Origin of the sequence: Phocaeicola paurosaccharolyticus JCM 15092, assembly GCF_000613805.1 — a bacterium.
Lineage (GTDB): Bacteria > Bacteroidota > Bacteroidia > Bacteroidales > Bacteroidaceae > Phocaeicola > Phocaeicola paurosaccharolyticus.
This window is the reverse complement of record NZ_BAJR01000001.1, coordinates 123,312-142,492: the sequence shown is the minus strand read 5'-3', so window position 1 is coordinate 142,492 and position 19,181 is coordinate 123,312. Positions and strand designations below refer to the sequence as shown.

Here is a 19,181-nt window from a genome sequence, read left to right as displayed (position 1 = left end):
GAGATGGAAAATCAATTAGCCAATACAGAGAATAATGATAAGTACATGGAGGCTTTGAGTAAATATAACACAAACCTTAATGATGCTGATATCAAGGCTGAAACAGAGGCTTTGCTGGACCAAAGGCTTACAGAAAACGATAATATAGATGTAAAGAAATTCCTGTTTAACTGCATCGATCTCACTACCCTAAAGAGTACTGATTCAGATAAAAGTGTAATGGATTTCACTAATAAAGTGAACCTGTTTGTTGATAAATATCCTGATTTAAAGAATGTTGCTGCAATTTGCGTATATCCAAATTTCGCAGAAATAGTAAATGACACTCTTGAAGCTGATGATGTTAATATAGCATGTGTTTCCGGAGGATTTCCATCATCACAGACATTCCAGGAGGTGAAGGTTGCCGAGACAGCTATGGCATTAAAAGATGGAGCTGATGAAATAGACATTGTTATACCTGTAGGTAAGTTCCTTAGCGGCGATTATGAGGGTATGTGTGATGAAATTGAGGAGTTAAAAGATGTATGCGGAGATAAACATCTTAAGGTTATCTTAGAAACTGGCCTTCTTGGTGGAGCTTCAAATATAAAGAAGGCCTCTATCCTATCAATGTATTCCGGAGCTGACTTCATCAAGACATCAACAGGAAAAGAGAAACCTGCTGCTACACCGGAAGCTGCATATGTAATGTGCCATGCAATAAAGGAATACCACAAGCTAACAGGCCGTAAAATCGGCTTTAAACCTGCTGGTGGAATTGACTGTGTTAAGGACGCACTTGTATACTACACAATCGTAAAAAACGTATTAGGAGAAGAATGGCTGTCCAATGAATTTTTCAGATTGGGGACTAGCCGCTTGGCAAATATGTTGTTAAGTGAGATTGTAGGAGAAGAGACAAAATTCTTTTAATAAGATAACTAAATAAAAAGGGCTATTCTACAGAATTACCTTATCTTAAAGGTAAAATGAAGTAGAATAGCTCTTATTATATTTAATAATATTATCTATTTTTCTCTCTCTATTACGTATGAAACATATAACCTCAAAGAATCTGTAAGATCTTTCTTCCCAAGATCTTCAGGCAACAATTCAAACGCTTTAGAGCAGAAATCGTGCATTACATCTTTAGCATAAGCAATACCTCCCATATCTTTTATATAAGCAATAAAATTCTCAATTTCCTCTTTAGAAGCTGAATGAGAGCGTATTCTCTTTGCAAGACTAGTCATCTCATCATTTTGGAATTTATTCAGAACATATAATGCAGGTAGCGTAAGTTTACCTTCAAGCATATCATTTCCTGTCGGTTTTCCAATTATAGAAGATGGGAAATAATCAAATATATCATCTTTAATCTGGAAAGCTATACCAATATATTGTCCAAAAAGTTTAAGTTTTTCGAGAGTGCTCTCGTCAGCATTTACAGAGAGACCTGCTATCTCGGCAGAGGCCATGAAGAGAGCAGCAGTCTTCTTCTTTATTATCTCATAATAGGTATCAACAGAAAACAAATCATTGTTTATTGAAGAGAGTTGAACAATTTCACCTTCTGATAGGTGCTGTCCCAATAGTGCAACTAGTTTAACAATTTCTATATTATTTGTCATGGAAGAGTGTTGTAAACTTGTAGCAAGCATATAGTCACCAACAAGTACCGACACCTTATTATTATATATAGCATTTACCGATGACTGACCACGACGTTTGTCACTCTCATCCACAACGTCATCATGAATAAGACTTGCCGTATGAAGTAACTCAAGAGATAATGCTGCATGATAAGTAGAAAGTTCAACTTTATCTAGCAATTTAGCTATCAAGAAAATAAGTGTAGGACGCATCATCTTTCCATTCCTCTTTTTGATATATCCTAGGACTTCTTTCAAAAGAGGATTGTTACTGAAAAGGGCTGAATTGTATAGTTCTTTAAATTCATCAAACTCCTTTTGTATTGGAGATTTGATCTGATCCAATTTATCCATGCAACTTGATTTGAGCACAAAAGTAATAATAAAACATCTAATACGGCATTTTTTTGTACTTTTACCTAAGCTAATAAATTAAATAAATGGATAAACTTTTTCTATTGGACGCTTATGCATTAATATATAGAGCATATTATGCATTTATCAAGAGCCCTCGCATAAACTCTAAAGGGTTTAACACTTCCGCAATTCTTGGATTCGTTAATACTCTAGAAGATGTTCTTAAAAAAGAAAATCCTACACATATAGGAGTTGCATTTGACCCGGCAGGAGGCTCATTCAGGCAAGAAATATATCCAGAATATAAGGCCCAAAGAGAGGCAACTCCAGAGGTTATAAAAGAATCTGTACCTATCATCAAAGAGATTTTAAAAGCATACAATATTCCGATCCTTGAGGTCAAAGGCTATGAAGCTGACGATGTCATAGGCACCTTATCAGGTAAAGCTAGCACACTCAGCAATGTAGTGACATATATGATGACTCCCGATAAGGACTATGGACAACTTGTGAATGACAATGTTTTCATATACCGCCCAAAATATGGTGACAAGGAATTTGAGATAATGGGAATAAATGAGGTTAAGAACAAGTTCGGAATCTCCTCCCCTTGTCAAATGATAGATTTGCTTGGACTAATGGGTGACTCCTCCGATAACATCCCGGGATGTCCAGGTGTCGGAGAGAAGACTGCACAGAAATTAATCTCCGAATATGGAAGTATTGAAAATCTCCTTGATCATACAGATGAACTTAAGGGAGCACTTAAGACAAGAGTAGAAGAGAATAAAGAAAAAATTAAATTCTCAAAATTTCTTGCCACTATAAAAATGGATGTTCCAATTGAGCTCAACATGAATGAACTCATAAAGGAGAAATCGGATGAAGAAAAATTAAGGAAAATTTTTGAAGAGCTAGAGTTCAGAACACTCCTCGATAAAATATTCAATAGTGAAAAGAAAAAGAGTCCAATTCAAGCCTCTCTGTTTCCGGAATTTGAATACAACGGGCAGGAAGAAAATAAATATTCAAATCTAGAGAGCTTAGAATCTATCAAATACAACTATTATTTAGTTGATAATGAAGAAAAAAGAAGAGATTTACTTCAAATTTTATTTACATCGAAGATTTTCAGTCTAGATACTGAAACAACAAGCATCGAAGCAATAGACGCAGAACTTGTTGGAATGAGCTTCTCAGTGAAAGAAAATGAAGCTTACTACATCCCTATCCCATCTGACTTTGATGAAGCACAAAAAATCGTTAACGAATTTAAACAATTGCTCGAAGACGAAAAAATTGAGAAGATTGGACAGAACATAAAATATGACATGATTGTATTGAATAGATATGGAGTAAATATCAAAGGCAAAATATTTGATACCATGATTGCACATTATGTCATACAGCCGGAGATTCATCATAACATGGACTACCTTGCCGAGATTTATCTGAACTATAAAACAATAAAGATTGATGAGCTAATCGGCCCAAAAGGAAAAAATCAGAAAAACATGCGCGATCTTGATCCGCATGATATATATAGGTACGCATGCGAAGATGCCGACGTTACACTCAAGTTGAAAAATATTCTCGAGAAGGAGTTAGTAAAGAACAATGCCGAGAAATTATTTCTAGAGATAGAGATGCCATTGGTTCCAGTACTAGTAAATATGGAAACCAATGGAGTGAGGATAGATCCGGAAGCTCTGAAACAGACTTCTGTTCATCTCACAGCAAGGATGAATGAAATAGAGAAAGAGATTTATCAATTGGCAGATGAAGAATTCAATATATCATCCCCCAAGAAGGTTGGAGAGATTCTGTTCGAAAAACTTAAACTTAACGAAAAGGCAAAAAAGACAAAGACAGGTCAATATGTCACTAGCGAGGAGGTCCTCGAGAGTTTGCGCAGCAAACATCCTATAGTAGAAAAAATTCTAGATTTTAGAGGCCTTAAGAAATTACTTAGTACATACATTGATTCTCTACCACTACTTATTAATAAAAGAACAGGAAAGATACATACCTCTTTTAATCAGACAGTAACCTCAACTGGACGATTAAGTTCGAGCAATCCAAACCTGCAGAACATACCAATCCGCAATGAAGATGGCAAAGAGATTAGAAAAGCATTTATTCCTGACGATGGATGTAAATTCTTCTCAGCCGACTATTCTCAGATAGAGCTACGCATAATGGCACATCTCAGTCAGGATAAGAATATGATTGATGCTTTCAATGAAGGCAATGATATACATGCAGCAACAGCTTCAAAGTTATATAAGAGACCTATAGCTGATATTACAAGAGATGAGAGAAGCAAAGCTAAAACAGCCAACTTCGGTATTATATATGGCATCAGCGTCTTCGGCCTTGCGGAACGTATGAACGTATCCAGACAAGAAGCTAAGGAGCTTATTGAAGGCTACTTTACTACATATCCTCAAATAAAGGAGTATATGGACAAAAGCATTGAGGTAGCAAGAGAGCAAGGATATATTGAAACAATATTCGGTAGAAAACGATTCTTACCTGATATAAACTCCAGGAATGCTGTTGTCAGGGGATATGCAGAGAGAAATGCTATCAATGCTCCTATTCAAGGGAGTGCAGCCGATATAATTAAGGTTGCAATGATAAATATATACAATCGCTTTCAATCTGAAAGTTTGAAGTCAAAAATGATTCTTCAAGTACATGATGAATTAAACTTCAGCGTATACCCTAATGAGGAAGAAATTGTACAGAAAATAGTGGTAGAAGAGATGGAAAAGGCATATAAGATGAGAGTACCACTTAATGCAGATAGTGGATGGGGCAATAACTGGCTTGAAGCTCATTGATAGTATTTCTATAAGATTGTTACAATTTGTAAGTTAGCAACACTTAAAAAATGTTTATTTTGTGACTTTATTTTAATTTTAAGCTATTTTTTTTGCTTTATGTTATGTGATATATTAAATAATAGTATATTTGCATCATAATAACAAGCAAATAGTTAGTTATAATCTTAATTTAAACGACATGAAAAAGACAAATATCTTGAAAGGATTAATGACAATTGTAGCATTATTCTTTGTGAACCTTACAATTTCTTCTGGAAATCCAGCAGATAACTTAATTTATAACTCTGAAGAGGTTAATGGAGTTGTAGTTTCAGAAACAATTTATAAGAAGAGTGACAACACTCTTAATAATTACATGAAACATAATTATAAGTATGATGCCAATAATCAGAAGATTGAAGATGAAGCCCTTAAGTGGGATGGCATTTCAAACAAGTGGGAAAAAGATCTTTGCATAAGATACACTTATTCAGGCAAGAGCTACACTGCTCAGTACTTTAAATGGAACAAAAAGAGCGGCTATGTTTTGGTTCCTGAAATGACAATAACAATAGAACAATAAGCATTAATATAATAACAATAATAAAAAATTTCATAAAACTCTTTTGGAATTGGGTATCCGTGAGGATGCCCAATTCTTTTTTAATATACAATCGTGACATTTTATTCTTCTAAAAATACTATCTTTGCGAATCAATTGAAAATTAGAAAAATAAGATAAATTATGGCTTTACAATGTGGTATTGTCGGCCTTCCAAACGTTGGAAAATCGACACTTTTTAATTGCCTTTCTAATGCTAAGGCTCAAGCAGCAAACTTCCCTTTTTGTACAATAGAACCAAATGTAGGTGTTATCACTGTCCCTGATGAGAGATTAAATCAGTTAGCTGAACTTGTTAACCCACAAAGAATTGTCCCAACAACAGTTGAAATTGTTGATATAGCAGGCCTTGTTAAGGGTGCTAGTAAAGGTGAGGGGCTTGGCAACAAGTTCTTGGCAAATATACGTGAGACAGATGCTATCCTTCATGTTTTACGTTGCTTTGATGATGAAAATGTTACTCATGTTGATGGAAGCATTAATCCTGTAAGAGATAAAGAGATTATTGATTATGAACTTCAGCTGAAAGACTTGGAGACTATTGAGTCTCGCATTCAGAAGGTTCAAAAACAGGCTCAGACAGGTGGTGACAAAACTGCTAAGCAAGCTTACGATGTACTTATTAAATATAAAGAAGCTCTAGAACAGGGCAAATCAGCGCGTACAGTGCAATTTGAGACAAAAGATGAGATTAAGATAGCAGATGAGCTCTTCTTACTCACCAGTAAACCTGTGATGTATGTGTGCAATGTTGATGAAAATAGTGCTGTTAAAGGTAATAAATATGTAGAGATGGTACGTGAAGCTGTTAAAGATGAGGATGCTGAAATTCTTGTCGTTGCAGCAAAAACCGAATCAGACATTGCTGAACTTGAGACATATGAAGACCGTCAGATGTTTCTTGAAGAGGTTGGATTGAAAGAATCTGGAGTATCAAGACTTATTCGTGCGGCATATCAACTTCTAAATCTACAAACCTACTTCACAGCAGGTGTTCAGGAGGTTAGAGCATGGACATTCCACAAAGGCTGGAAAGCCCCACAGTGTGCCGGAGTTATCCATACTGATTTTGAGAAGGGCTTCATACGTGCAGAGGTTATTAAATTTGATGACTATATTAATTATGGTTCAGAAGCTGCTGTAAAAGAGGCAGGAAAGATGGGCATCGAAGGAAAAGAGTATGTTGTTGAAGATGGAGATATAATGCATTTCCGATTCAACGTATAACAGAATCTTATAATCTTTTTTAACTTTGGAACGTAATGTTCCAAAATAGCAATAGATATCAATCTATCAAAGATATAAATATAGATGAAAAATATTCTTATTGTTGGAACCGGCGGCGTTGGAGGAAGCATCGCCGGTTTCCTTGCTTTAGATGGTCACAATGTGACATGTATAGCAAGAGGAGAGCACCTGAAATCAATCTTGGATAATGGACTACACCTGAAATCGGATCTCAAAGGTGAGCATTTTCTGAATGTTAAAGCTTGCACAGCTGAAGAGTATAATGATAAGGCTGATATTATATTCGTCTGTGTTAAAGGATATTCATTAGATGATTCAATAAAGAGTGTCATTGAGAAAGCTGCTAAGGAGGATACCCTTGTCGTTCCTATACTCAATGTGTATGGAACAGGTACAAAAATCAGCAATATGGTACCTGAGGTGACGGTGCTTGATGGATGTATATACATTGTAGGATTTGTATCTGGCAAAGGAGAAATAACTCAAATGGGTAAGATTTTCAGACTTGTATTTGGTGCAAGAAAAGAGGCACCTGTAGAAATGTCCAGACTTGAAGAGATACAGAGTATGCTTGTTCACGCAGGCATTAAAGCAGATCTTTCTGATAATATAAACCGCGATACTTTTGTCAAATGGGCCTTCATTTCTGCAATGGCCTGTACAGGAGCCTATCACGAGGTCACTATGGGCGCTCTACAGCATGAAGGAGAAGAGCGTGACACATTTATAGGTCTTTCCAGAGAGAGTGCTCAGATTGCAGAAAAATGCGGAATTATCTTTAAGGAAGATCCTATAAAATATAACCTCATGGTTATAGGTAAACTTGATCCTGAAAGCACAGCTTCTATGCAAAAGGATATTGCAAAAGGGCATCAATCTGAAATTAAAGGACTTCTTTTCGACATGATTGAGTTAGGAGAAAAATATGACATTGATATGCCAACTTATAGAAAAGTCCTAAAGAAATTTTCATAATAGTAATAAAGTTACTACTTTTCTTCACTATATAATACTACAAATAATTAAGTCTATGAATGTCGCAATTATTACCCCCGGGATACTTCCTGTTCCATCTGTAAAAGGAGGTGCAGTTGAGACATTGATAGACTATTACTTGTCTGAAAATGAGCATACTCATAATATAAAATTCTTTGTATTTAGTAAGTATGATGAAGAAGCAGAAAGTAAAAGTAAAAGCAAAGAATATAATTCTTGTAATTTTATTTATTTTAAGCCTGATTCAATTTATCATAAGATAAAGCGCTATCTCTACAAAAAAATTCATAAAAATTCATACTATAACTACTATATGGATTATTATGAACGATGGGCAGTAAATAAAATTAAGAGGTTAGATATAAACTTAATTATTATCGAGAATAGACAAGGATTTACTCTGAATGCTTCGAAAAAGCTAAATGCCCCAATTATATTGCACCTCCATAATGATACTCTAAATAGAGAGAGTCTTTGTGCCTCAGAGATTGTAAAATGCTGTAGTAAAATTATTGCAGTATCAAATTATATAAAGAAGCAAGTAGATAGTATAGATAAAGACACAAATTGTTCGGTAGTATACAATGGAATAGATCTAGATAGATTTAACAATACAAGCAATATATATTCTAGAGAAAGATTCTCTCTGGATGATGATGATTTTGTTGTTATATATACAGGCCGGATAACCCATATTAAAGGTATAAAAGAGCTAATAAATGCTTTTATGCTATTAAGTGATTATCCCAAAATAAAGCTAATAGTTTCTGGAAGTAGCAATTTTGGAAATGACGATAGTTATGATAGCTTTTCTGAAGAAATCAAGCAGATGGCAAAAAAAGTGGATTCACAGATATTTTTTACTGGGTATATACCTTATAATAATATACCATCACTCCTATCTATTGCAGATATAGGTATTATACCATCTATTTGTGAAGATGCACTTACCCTCTCTTCCATAGAAGATATGGCTTCAGGTCTGCCCTTAATTGTAACCCGTTCTGGTGGTATTCCCGAGGCAGTAGATGAAAAGTGCGCTATAATTATTGATAAAGATAATTTAGAAGATCTACCTAAACTTATTGCAGATTCTATTATTTATTTATTCAAACATCCTGAAAAACGCATAGAAATGAGCAAACATGCTCTTGAGAGATCAAAGCTTTTTAGTAAGGAGAACTATATAAAAAAAATTATTCAGATTGTTAACTCGTATCTCCCAACCAAATAGCCTTTTATTTACATACCTTAATATAAAGCCCAATTACTTTATCAATTAATCTTTCAAATCTATATCTTTTTGATAAAAAAGGTAATTTATACAATATCGGACTTTTTATTTCTCTAAAGAATATATAATCTGAACAAATCCTTTCAGGTAATAACTCTTTTAATATACTCTTTTGCTCATTTACTGCATTATCCATATATGTTGTGCTTATCCCTCCTAAATCATAATCAGCTACAACTATATCCACAACCTTATAACTGCAGTTATCAATAATCAATGATTCCACAACGAATTTCCAATCACTCAACATTTTATACTTCTCATCAAACATATGTTTGCAAAAGATATCTCTTCTCACAAATAAAGCCTGATGATTAAACCCTGTAGTACACAAACTATATAGGGTAATATTTTTTGAAGGCGATAAAATAGTATTATTAGGTATTGTTCTTGCTTTTCCAAATACAAAATCAAAAGACAAATCAGCATGTATTTCTTCCAATATCGTATTTTTTGAAAAGTAATCTCCTGAGTTCATAAAGTTCAAATATTCACCGTGAGCTTGGATAATTCCTTTATTCATGGCATTATAGATACCTCTATCAGGTTCAGAAACCCAATAGTCTATTCTTGAAGAGTACTCCTTAATAATATCTACGCTACCATCAGTAGATCCTCCATCAATAATAATATATTCAAAGTCCTGAAATGTCTGGTTAACAACACTTTCAATAGTTTTTTTAAGCCCTGCGCTATTATTGAGATTAATTGTGATTATTGAGTACTTCATAAACCTTACTTTATAAAACGTTTTATTAATGAGCGTGTCCCTTTTCCAAAGAAATACATCAGCAATATATTAATTATCAGATATAATCCAACTATAATAATGCCATATATTACTAAATCCAGGAAACTAGATATTGATATCTTTACAAAGTGACTGCTAACCAAATATGCTGAAATAAAAGAGAAACCATTTATTAGATAATACTTTATTGTGCCATTCCAATATGTTGATATAGGCAACTTAAAACCTGATGAGAAAAGGTAATATGGTTTCCAGAATATTACTATTATAGTAACACTTACTATCTTACCTAATAAGATACCAAATAGGCCGTAAAAATAACCTACAATAAATGTTATAGATATATTTATTATAACTTCTACCCAAGCTGACCATGTGTCTGCATATAATCCATGAGAGTGATTGAACATATCCACTACACCACGAGAATTAGCAATATAGGTATATATAAGGAGCATTACCAATATAGAGTGATTCAAGATATATTCGGGACCAAGCCATAAAGAGATAAATGGCTCAAGCAAATTATATATAGAAAAACAGAACAAGCCAGCGAAGAAATGCCTGATAGCCATTAATTCCCAAAAGACCTTCATCATATTTTTTTTATCTCCTTCGGCTACTAAATTTCCTACACCTGCCAACGTAGAATCTAGAGCACTGTTTATAAGCAAGGTGACTTTGTTCACAATCATCAAATAATTGCCATAGAAAGCTACCATCTTTAATGATACAAAGACAAAAATAAAGAGCTCATCACTACGTGTAAGAAGGAAATCCTTGAACTTGTGAATGAAAATCTGTTTTGTATTTTTTATTATAGATGGGTACTTTTCAAGTAACTCCTTACCATTTTTTGGATTAGTAACCAACCAAGGATACTCACGATTTATCCTCCAATTTAGTATTATACAAGCAAAAACCGAGAAAATAAATTCAATAGCTACCCAAACATATAGATTCTTAAACTTATATGCCAGCCATATCTGAAGGGCTGTTTTTATCAATCCGGCAGATTGGAAATAGATTGATACTAAGTAGTTCTTCTGATCTGCAGTAAGCAGAATCTGCCTATAATTAATGAAATAACCTATTAGAGACGAGCCCAAAAAAGAATAGAATACAAAATATACTATACCTAAACTAAGATCTGCTTGAGAAAAGATTAAAGGAAAGAATAAACTTACTAATATACCGGCTGCACCAATAAATAATCCTATCCTACGATAGAGGAAACCTAAGAGAGATAGTATCTCTTGAATTGATCTACGGTCTTTCTGTAGCAAAGGTTTATAAAGAAATATACTGACTGCTCCACCAATACCTAGTTCAGCTAGATTAAGATACCCAAGAATATTCCCTAAAGTGCCTGTAAGTCCTATGAAATCAATGCCTAAGCAATCTAGAAAAATCTTTCTTGAATAGAATGAAAAGAACAGAGACAAAAAGTAAAATAAAAGATTTACTTTAGCATTTATCAAACTTTTTTGTACACGTTCTCCCATATTAGTTCATTTCAAACCCGATATTATAGTATAAAGATTATTTGATTAATGGTATAGTCATAATTTGTACTCAATTTCTTCCACTGTACCTATTACAAATATACATTTTTTATCTCTACACAACTCTTTATGAATAAAAATCCTTATAGCAAAAAGATAGCTAACCCTACTCTATTGCTTGTCTAAACAAACTATCTTATTATTCTCTGTAACAGAAAGGGAAAGTACTTACTTTCCCTTTATAATTTTCTTTATATCATTGAGCTTATTCAAAGCCTCAACAGGTGTCAGGTTGTTTACATCAAGGTGAAGTATTTCATCTCTGATCTGACATAGTATAGGGTCATCAAGTTGGAAGAAACTTAGTTGCATACCATCCTTGTCTGTGCAATCTCAGCTGTAGGTTTAGCTATGCCCTGCTGACGATTATCACTCTCCAACTGATGCAGTATGTCATTAGCACGCTTAACAATGCTCTTAGGCATACCCGCCATCTTAGCCACATGTATACCAAATGAGTGCTCACTACCTCCTCTCTCCAACTTACGTAGAAACAGAACCTTATTGTCAACCTCTTTTACAGATACATTATAATTTTTGATTCTGTTGAACGACTTCTCCATCTCATTAAGTTCATGATAATGAGTTGCAAAAAGAGTCCTCGCCTTTGCCCTAGGATGCTCATGTATATACTCAACAATGGCCCAAGCTATTGATATGCCATCATATGTAGAAGTTCCTCTACCAAGTTCATCAAAGAGAACAAGGCTTCTTGGAGAGACATTGTTGAGGATATTTGAAGCCTCATTCATCTCCACCATAAAGGTAGACTCACCTACTGAAATATTATCACTTGCACCAACACGGGTGAATATCTTATCTACAAGGCCTATGTGAGCACTTTCAGCAGGCACAAAGGAGCCAATCTGTGCAAGCAGCGTAATAAGTGCTGTCTGTCTGAGAAGAGCTGACTTACCGGCCATATTAGGACCGGTTATTATTATAATCTGCTGGCTTTCTGTATCAAGATATACATCATTTGCAATATATCTCTCCCCTAAAGGAAGTTGCTTCTCGATTACAGGATGGCGTCCCTGCTTAATATCAAGCATATCATCATCAGATATAACAGGACGTACATAGTTATTCTCTTTTGCATCGTTTGCAAATGCCAGAAGACAGTCTACTCTTGCTATCTGATTTGCATTAATCTGTATAGATGGAATATATCTGCCAACGATACTACAAGGTCATTATAAAGCTTTGCCTCAAGGGATAGAATCTTATCCTCAGCCCCCAGAATCTTCTCCTCATACTCCTTAAGCTCCTGAGTGATATATCTCTCTGCATTTACAAGTGTCTGCTTTCTTATCCATTCAGAAGGTACTTTCTCCTTATGAGAATTTCGCACCTCAATATAGTAGCCGAAAACATTATTGTATGCTATTTTTAGACTAGATATACCTGTATTCTCAATCTCACGCTGCTGAATCTGAAGAAGATAATCTTTTCCCGAGAAAGCTATTCTTCTCAGATCATCAAGTTCATTACTTACGCCATCTGCTATAACTCCCCCTTTATTGAGAAGCACAGGAGGATCATTCTTTACCTCTTTAGCTATCCTGTCACGAATTTCGACACATGTATTGAGTTTCTCTCCAATATTTCTAAGGCTTTCGTTCTCTGCATTCAGACATGCATTCTTTATAGGCTCTATAGCCTGCAAGGCAACTTTAAGTTGCACAATCTCACGAGGAGATATTCTACCTACAGCAGCCTTAGATACAATTCTCTCAAGATCGCCTATAAGATGTAGTTTCTCTTCTATGAAATCCTTAAAATCAGGGTCTCTGAAAAAATATTCAACTACATTCAGTCTGTCGTTTATGCTCTTTTCATCCTTCAGAGGAAACACTATCCATCTCTTTAGCATACGTGCTCCCATAGGACTAATTGTCTTGTCGATAATATCGAGAAGGCTCTTACCATCTTCGTTCATACATCCAATAAGTTCAAGACTGCGTACAGTAAACTTGTCGAGTCGTACGAACCTGTCCTCCTCTATACGAGACAAGGAGGTGATGTGTCCTATCTGATAATGTTGAGTATATTCAAGATATTGAAGTATAGCTCCCGAAGCAATAATACCATCTTTCAGATGCTCGACTCCGAATCCTTTTAGATTCTTTACATCGAAATGTTTAAGCAGTCTCTCCTTTGCTGTAGCCTCTGTGAAGACCCAGTCCTCAAGTTCGAAAGTACAATATTTACTTCCGAAATTACCCTCAAACATACCCTTCTTTCCTCTTTCGTATAGAACCTCTTTAGGAGAGAAATTATTAAGAAGCTTATCAATATAGTCGAATGTACCTTGAGAAGTAAGGAACTCACCTGTAGAGATATCAAGGAAAGCAACACCGCAAGATGATTTTCCGAAATGTACGGATGCAAGGAAGTTATTATCTTTATATGATAAAACGCTGTCACCTATTGCAACACCAGGTGTCACAAGCTCAGTAATACCACGTTTAACTAGTTTTTTAGCAAGTTTAGGGTCTTCAAGCTGATCACATATAGCAACACGTTTTCCTGCTCGTATAAGCTTTGGCAGATATGTATCAAGAGCATGATGAGGGAATCCAGCCATCTCAACACTCTTACCCTGCCCATTAGCTCGCCTTGTAAGAGTTATACCCAATATTTCTGAGGCTACGGCTGCATCTTCAGAGTATGTTTCATAAAAGTCACCACATCTGAAAAGCATTATCGCATCAGGATGTTTGGATTTCAATTCAAAGAATTGTTTCATCATTGGTGTCATTACCACATCATTTGCCACAACTTATGCCCTTTCTTTTTTAATTTATGTAATGCAAATATACAAAATAATGGTTTTACATTATAAGTTAGCAAACATTTGAACGGAACAATAGATTTGTAAATAGTGCTTTTTTTATAATTTTACAGAGATTATATGACTAAAGCCAAAATAATATAGATAGATGTTCATTGTAATAGGTTTCATGTTCACAGGTATGCTTGTAGGATACTTACTTCGTAAAAGAAAAGTTAAGTTCATCAATAATGCCATCACAATCCTTATTTGGGCTCTATTACTCCTTCTCGGAATAGAGGTTGGAGGAAACAAAGAGATAATAAAAGCATTGCCTGTTATTGGTATGGAGGCAATAGCTATAACCATTGCGGGACTTTTAGGCAGTTTAATTGCCGCACGGTTATTATGGAAACATTTTTCAAAAAGAGAGAAAAAAAGAGCATGAAAGGAAGCCTTATTATAGTGTCGTTCTTTATTGTCGGAATCATTCTTGGAATGACCGACTTATTACCTATAGATATTCAAAACAGTCAATGGAGCTTTTATACGCTATGTGCTCTTATGTTCAGCGTAGGCATTTCTGTTGGAAACAATCCTGAGAGCATAAATCGTTTCCATACCCTCAATCCAGGGCTACTCCTTCTGCCTGTTATGACAATTCTCGGCACCCTTACAGGATGCTTGGTGGTGAGCTTTTTACTCCCCGAAAGGAGCATGAGCGAGTGCATGGCAGTAGGATCAGGTTTCGGATATTACTCCTTAAGCAGCATTTTCATAACTGAATACAAAGGGGCTGAGCTAGGCATATTGGCCCTTATAAGCAATATAGGCAGAGAGGTAATCACCCTTCTTTTTGCACCACTTATGGTAAGATGGTTCGGCAACCTTGCCCCAATCTCAGCCGGAGGAGCAACAACAATGGATACTACCCTACCAATAATAACTCGCTGTTGTGGTAAAGAATATGCCATAGTATCTATATTCCACGGATTCATTGTAGATTTCAGCGTGCCATTTTTGGTAACCCTTTTCTGCTCAGTTAACTTCTAAAGAGAAATGTCTGATTCTCTTACATACGTCTTGGAATCCTATATTACAGAGCAGAATAATGCAGCAATAACATTATTATTGCGGATTTGTCAAATAAGGCTTATAGTTAGAAACTTCGATGATTACTTTATACTAATCAAAGAAAAATAAATCGTAGTAATTTGCCCATTCTTTTGCATCACAAACTGCGATAAATAGGGCTATAACAAGAGATAATCTTCAGACGGCGACGGCAACTGATAGGTCGTCAACGCCAACTTGTCAGACGGCGACGACAACGGATCGGATGACGCTGGCAAACGAAAAACATTGCTGGACAATGAATAAAATTTGTCTAATCACTCATATTAATGAGTGAGATAATTCCTTATTATACAGAATAAGATGTTATATAAAATAACTATAGTGGATTAACCTTTTACGTTGGGCCACTACAAATCTTAAAGCATAATAACGGATCATCAAGAAAGATAGGTATACGCGTTAAAAAAGAAAATCGGGAACATCTTTACAGATATTCCCGATTTCTTATGTTGGACTACCAAGATTCGAACTTGGACAAACAGAACCAAAACCTGTTGTGCTACCATTACACCATAGTCCAATCGCATGCATTTTTCAATTGCGGTGCAAAGATAAGATTTTATATGGATATAATCCAAATAAATATCTCTTTTTTTTGCTAATATCCCATTTTACCTATCTTTGCAAAAAGGACAAAAAGATTAAAAATGAAAAAATTTATTGTTGCAGGTTGTTTAGCGATAACAACATTAAGTAGCTATGGGATTACCCCTCTCTGGCTAAGAGATGTAAAAATTTCTCCTGATGGCTCAAACATTGCATTCTGTTACAAAGGTGATATATACAAAGTTCCAGTAAATGGAGGAAAAGCATTACAGCTTACCACTCAATCATCTTATGAATCCACCCCTATCTGGTCTAATGACGGTAAGAAAATTGCCTTTGCAAGCGATAGAGATGGAGGCAACGATGTCTTCATTATGGATGCTGATGGAGGAAGTGCAAAAAAGCTTTCTCAGAACTCGGCAAATGAGCTTCCTTCAACATTCTCTAAAGATGATAATTATATCTATTTCACTGCCTCGTTACAAGATCCTGCAAAAAGTGCACTCTTCCCTACATCATCATTGACCGAACTATATAAAGTTCCAGTAAATGGTGGTAGAACAGTACAGGTTCTTGCTACTCCCGCAGAGATGGCGAATCTATCATCAGATGGTAATAGCTTAATCTATCAGGACAACAAAGGATTCGAGAATGAGTGGAGAAAGCACCATACATCATCAATAACACGTGATATATGGTTATATGATGCTAAGAACAAAGTACATAAGAATCTTACTGCTCATGCGGGTGAAGACAGAAACCCTTCTTTCTCCCCTGATAATAAAGGCATATATTTCTTAAGTGAGAGAAACAATGGCAGTATGAATGTATACTATCTAGCTTTAGATAATACTAATGAGGTTAAGCCTGTTACATCATTCCAAAAGAACCCTGTCAGATTTCTCTCTGTCGCTTCTAATGGCACATTATGCTACACATACGACGGCGAAATATATACACAGGGAACAAATGGTAAAGCACAGAAATTAAATATTGATCTGATAAACGATGACAAAGATGATATAGCAGAGATTAATATCGGTGGCAATTCTACATCCGCTACAGTATCTCCTGACGGCAAACAAGTAGCTTTTATAGAGCGTGGTGAGGTATTTGTCACATCAGCCGACTACACTACAACAAAGCAGATTACTCACACTCCTCAAGCTGAGGAAGGACTCTCTTTCGGAACAGACAACAGGATATTGGCATACGCTACTGAGAGAGATGGCAACTGGCAGATAGTAATTGCAAAGATAGAGCGAAAAGATGACCCAAATTTCCCAAATGCAACAATTATAAACGAAGAGATCTTACTACCCTCAAAGGATATTGAAAGAGCCTACCCTAAATTTTCTCCTGATGGTAAGGAGCTTGCGTTTATCCAGGACAGGAAGAAACTCATGGTCTACAATTTTGCTACAAAAAAGGTACGCCAAGTTACCGATGGATTGACATGGTATAGTACTTCAGGAGGTTTCGACTACTCATGGTCACCTGATGGGAAATGGTTTACTCTGGAATTTATTGGCAACAAACATGATCCATATTCAGATATAGGTCTCGTGAGTGCCCAAGGTGGCTCTATAACTAACCTGACAAATAGTGGATATACAAGCGAGTCACCAAGATGGGTGCTTGACGGAAACGCAATCCTATTCCTTACAGAGCGCTATGGTATGCGTAACCATGCCTCTTGGGGCTCATTGAGTGATGTTATGTTGGTTTTCCTTAACAAGGACGCCTACCGTAAGTTCTCTATGAGTAAGGAGGACTATGAACTCTTAAAAGAGGTTGAGAAGGTCAAGACTCCTTCAAAAGCGAGCGGTGACGACAAAAAAAAGAGCAACAAGAACAAAAAGAAAAAGAGTGATGAGAAATCAGATAAGGATAGTACAAAGAGTATTATAATTGAACTTGATAACATTGAAGATAGAATTGTACGTCTCACACCAAACTCTTCTGACCTATGCGATGCTGCAATCTCGAAAGATGGAGAAAAACTATACTATCTGTCTTCATTCGAGAAAGGCTATGACATGTGGAAAATAGATCTCAGAAAGAAGGATACTAAACTTCTTCACAAGATGAACAGCGGATGGGCATCCATAGAGATGGACAAAGATGGCAAAAATCTATTCCTTTTAGGAAAAGGGAATATGCAGAAAATGGACCTATCTTCAGAGACATTAAAGTCTATCACAGCAAGTGCTAAACTGAAGATGGATTTGGTGAAAGAGCGTGAGTATATGTTCAACCATATATATAAAGAGGAAAATAAGCGTTTCTATAATGTAAATATGCATGGAGTGGACTGGAATGCTGTCACTGATACATACAGAAAGTTCCTTCCTCATATAAACAACAACTACGACTTCTCAGAAATGCTCAGTGAACTTTTGGGAGAGCTAAATGTATCTCATACCGGATCAGGATACAGAAAATCAAATAGTTCAAATATTACAGCTAACCTAGGAGTACTATACGACCAATCTTATAACGGGAAAGGTATGAAAATTGAAGAGGTAATAGAGAAAGGCCCATTCGACACCTCTGTTTCAAAAGTTAAAGCCGGTGATATCATTGAGAAAATTGATGGCATGGAGATTGATGAGAACAGCGATATATCATCATTTCTTACCGACAAGGCTAGAAAGAAGACATTGGTTTCTCTATACAATCCATCAACTAACAAGCGCTGGGAAGAGGTGATATTACCTATAAGCAGTGGTGCTTTCAGTGATCTTCTTTATAAGAGATGGGTAAAGCATAGAGCAGCCGACGTCGACAGACTATCTAATGGAAGATTAGGTTATGTACACATTGAGTCTATGGGTGATGACAGCTTCCGTTCTGTATATTCAGATATACTCGGAAAGTACAATGACCGTGAAGGAATAGTAATCGATACACGATTTAATGGAGGAGGACGCCTACACGAAGATATTGAGATACTATTCAGCGGTAAAAAATATTTCACTCAGGTGGTACGTGGTAATGAGGCTTGCGATATGCCAAGCAGAAGATGGAACAAACCATCTATTATGCTTCAATGTGAGGCGAACTACAGTAATGCTCACGGCACTCCATGGGTTTACAAAAATCAGGGAATAGGGAAACTGGTTGGTATGCCTGTACCTGGAACAATGACCAGTGTTAACTGGGAAACATTGCAAGACCCAACATTATATTTCGGTATACCTGTAACCGGATATCGCCTTGCCGATGGTTCCTACCTTGAGAACAAACAGCTTGAACCTAATGTTAAGGTTTTAAACAGGCCCGAAAAGATTGTAAATGGTGAAGATGAACAGCTGAAAGCAGCCGTTGATGAACTCCTGAAAGAAATAGATAGTAAGAAATAATAGCATTTACATCACATAAAATCAGTCATATCATAGTCGTGATATGGCTGATTTTATTTTTTAGT

12 protein-coding genes, 1 tRNA gene and 1 pseudogene are annotated in these 19,181 nt (G+C 35.8%); 9 read left to right on the top strand and 5 right to left on the bottom strand.

Annotation, left to right across the window (positions count from 1 at the left end; all coding sequences use genetic code 11):
* The first annotated feature begins 3 nt into the window (after positions 1-3).
* Positions 4-915: a deoxyribose-phosphate aldolase gene (gene deoC / locus JCM15092_RS00550; RefSeq protein WP_024992951.1), complete on the top strand. Its 912-nt coding sequence runs from the start codon at positions 4-6 to the stop codon at positions 913-915.
* Positions 916-1,010: 95 nt separating this feature from the next.
* On the opposite strand, the gene JCM15092_RS00545 is transcribed toward deoC, so the two are convergent.
* On the bottom strand, positions 1,011-1,988 hold the full coding sequence (locus tag JCM15092_RS00545) for a polyprenyl synthetase family protein (RefSeq protein WP_024992950.1): 978 nt from the start codon (positions 1,986-1,988) through the stop codon (positions 1,011-1,013).
* Between the two features lie 86 nt (positions 1,989-2,074).
* Here JCM15092_RS00545 and polA point away from each other — a divergent pair, with 86 nt between their 5' ends.
* The 5 genes from polA (at position 2,075) to JCM15092_RS00520 (ending at position 8,919) form a co-directional block, all read left to right on the top strand.
* Positions 2,075-4,837, top strand: coding sequence for a DNA polymerase I (gene polA / locus JCM15092_RS00540; protein ID WP_024992949.1), 2,763 nt, complete (start codon positions 2,075-2,077; stop codon positions 4,835-4,837).
* Between the two features lie 181 nt (positions 4,838-5,018).
* Positions 5,019-5,402, top strand: coding sequence for a DUF3836 domain-containing protein (locus tag JCM15092_RS00535; protein ID WP_024992948.1), 384 nt, complete (start codon positions 5,019-5,021; stop codon positions 5,400-5,402).
* 162 nt (positions 5,403-5,564) lie between these two features.
* The gene (gene ychF / locus JCM15092_RS00530; protein ID WP_024992947.1) at positions 5,565-6,668 is read left to right on the top strand and encodes a redox-regulated ATPase YchF; all 1,104 of its coding nucleotides are present in this window, start codon (positions 5,565-5,567) and stop codon (positions 6,666-6,668) included.
* An 84-nt stretch (positions 6,669-6,752) separates the two neighbouring features.
* Positions 6,753-7,664 carry a ketopantoate reductase family protein gene (locus JCM15092_RS00525; protein ID WP_024992946.1) on the top strand — a complete coding sequence of 304 codons (912 nt, stop codon included), beginning with the start codon at positions 6,753-6,755 and terminating at the stop codon, positions 7,662-7,664.
* Positions 7,665-7,719: 55 nt separating this feature from the next.
* Positions 7,720-8,919, top strand: a complete 1,200-nt coding sequence (locus JCM15092_RS00520) for a glycosyltransferase family 4 protein (protein ID WP_024992945.1) — start codon at positions 7,720-7,722, stop codon at positions 8,917-8,919.
* A gap of 4 nt (positions 8,920-8,923) precedes the next feature.
* Here the strand turns inward: JCM15092_RS00520 and JCM15092_RS00515 are convergent, their stop codons facing one another.
* From JCM15092_RS00515 to mutS, 3 genes and pseudogenes are all read right to left on the bottom strand, one after another.
* A complete protein-coding gene (locus JCM15092_RS00515) occupies positions 8,924-9,709 on the bottom strand; it encodes a glycosyltransferase family 2 protein (RefSeq protein WP_024992944.1) in 786 nt (261 codons plus the stop codon).
* A 5-nt stretch (positions 9,710-9,714) separates the two neighbouring features.
* A complete protein-coding gene (locus tag JCM15092_RS00510) occupies positions 9,715-11,235 on the bottom strand; it encodes a lipopolysaccharide biosynthesis protein (protein ID WP_024992943.1) in 1,521 nt (506 codons plus the stop codon).
* Positions 11,236-11,463: 228 nt separating this feature from the next.
* Positions 11,464-14,056 (bottom strand): annotated as a pseudogene (gene mutS, locus JCM15092_RS14455) (DNA mismatch repair protein MutS).
* A gap of 181 nt (positions 14,057-14,237) precedes the next feature.
* On the opposite strand from mutS, the gene JCM15092_RS00500 reads away from it, so the two are divergent.
* Together JCM15092_RS00500 and JCM15092_RS00495 are read left to right on the top strand one after the other, a co-directional pair.
* Positions 14,238-14,516 (top strand): LysO family transporter, encoded by a 279-nt coding sequence (locus JCM15092_RS00500; protein ID WP_024992942.1) that lies wholly within the window; start codon positions 14,238-14,240, stop codon positions 14,514-14,516.
* Positions 14,513-15,121, top strand: a complete 609-nt coding sequence (locus JCM15092_RS00495) for a LysO family transporter (protein ID WP_024992941.1) — start codon at positions 14,513-14,515, stop codon at positions 15,119-15,121. Before JCM15092_RS00500 ends, JCM15092_RS00495 begins: the two co-directional genes overlap by 4 nt.
* Before the next feature lie 533 nt (positions 15,122-15,654).
* Here JCM15092_RS00495 and JCM15092_RS00490 read toward each other — a convergent pair.
* Positions 15,655-15,725, bottom strand: a tRNA-Gln gene (locus JCM15092_RS00490).
* 127 nt (positions 15,726-15,852) lie between these two features.
* On the opposite strand from JCM15092_RS00490, the gene JCM15092_RS00485 reads away from it, so the two are divergent.
* A complete protein-coding gene (locus JCM15092_RS00485; RefSeq protein WP_024992940.1) occupies positions 15,853-19,116 on the top strand; it encodes a S41 family peptidase in 3,264 nt (1,087 codons plus the stop codon).
* Positions 19,117-19,181 lie beyond the last annotated feature (65 nt).

Excerpts from the sequence above, each read along its gene's own strand:
- JCM15092_RS00515 (WP_024992944.1), bottom strand. The coding sequence starts at position 9,709 with ATGAAGTACTCAATAATCACAATTAATCTCAATAATAGCGCAGGGCTT.
- JCM15092_RS00525 (WP_024992946.1), top strand. The coding sequence starts at position 6,753 with ATGAAAAATATTCTTATTGTTGGAACCGGCGGCGTTGGAGGAAGCATC.
- JCM15092_RS00520 (WP_024992945.1), top strand. The coding sequence starts at position 7,720 with ATGAATGTCGCAATTATTACCCCCGGGATACTTCCTGTTCCATCTGTA.
- ychF (WP_024992947.1), top strand. The coding sequence starts at position 5,565 with ATGGCTTTACAATGTGGTATTGTCGGCCTTCCAAACGTTGGAAAATCG.
- JCM15092_RS00510 (WP_024992943.1), bottom strand. The coding sequence starts at position 11,235 with ATGGGAGAACGTGTACAAAAAAGTTTGATAAATGCTAAAGTAAATCTT.
- polA (WP_024992949.1), top strand. The coding sequence starts at position 2,075 with ATGGATAAACTTTTTCTATTGGACGCTTATGCATTAATATATAGAGCA.
- deoC (WP_024992951.1), top strand. The coding sequence starts at position 4 with ATGGAAAATCAATTAGCCAATACAGAGAATAATGATAAGTACATGGAG.
- JCM15092_RS00485 (WP_024992940.1), top strand. The coding sequence starts at position 15,853 with ATGAAAAAATTTATTGTTGCAGGTTGTTTAGCGATAACAACATTAAGT.
- JCM15092_RS00500 (WP_024992942.1), top strand. The coding sequence starts at position 14,238 with ATGTTCATTGTAATAGGTTTCATGTTCACAGGTATGCTTGTAGGATAC.
- JCM15092_RS00535 (WP_024992948.1), top strand. The coding sequence starts at position 5,019 with ATGAAAAAGACAAATATCTTGAAAGGATTAATGACAATTGTAGCATTA.
- JCM15092_RS00545 (WP_024992950.1), bottom strand. The coding sequence starts at position 1,988 with ATGGATAAATTGGATCAGATCAAATCTCCAATACAAAAGGAGTTTGAT.
- JCM15092_RS00495 (WP_024992941.1), top strand. The coding sequence starts at position 14,513 with ATGAAAGGAAGCCTTATTATAGTGTCGTTCTTTATTGTCGGAATCATT.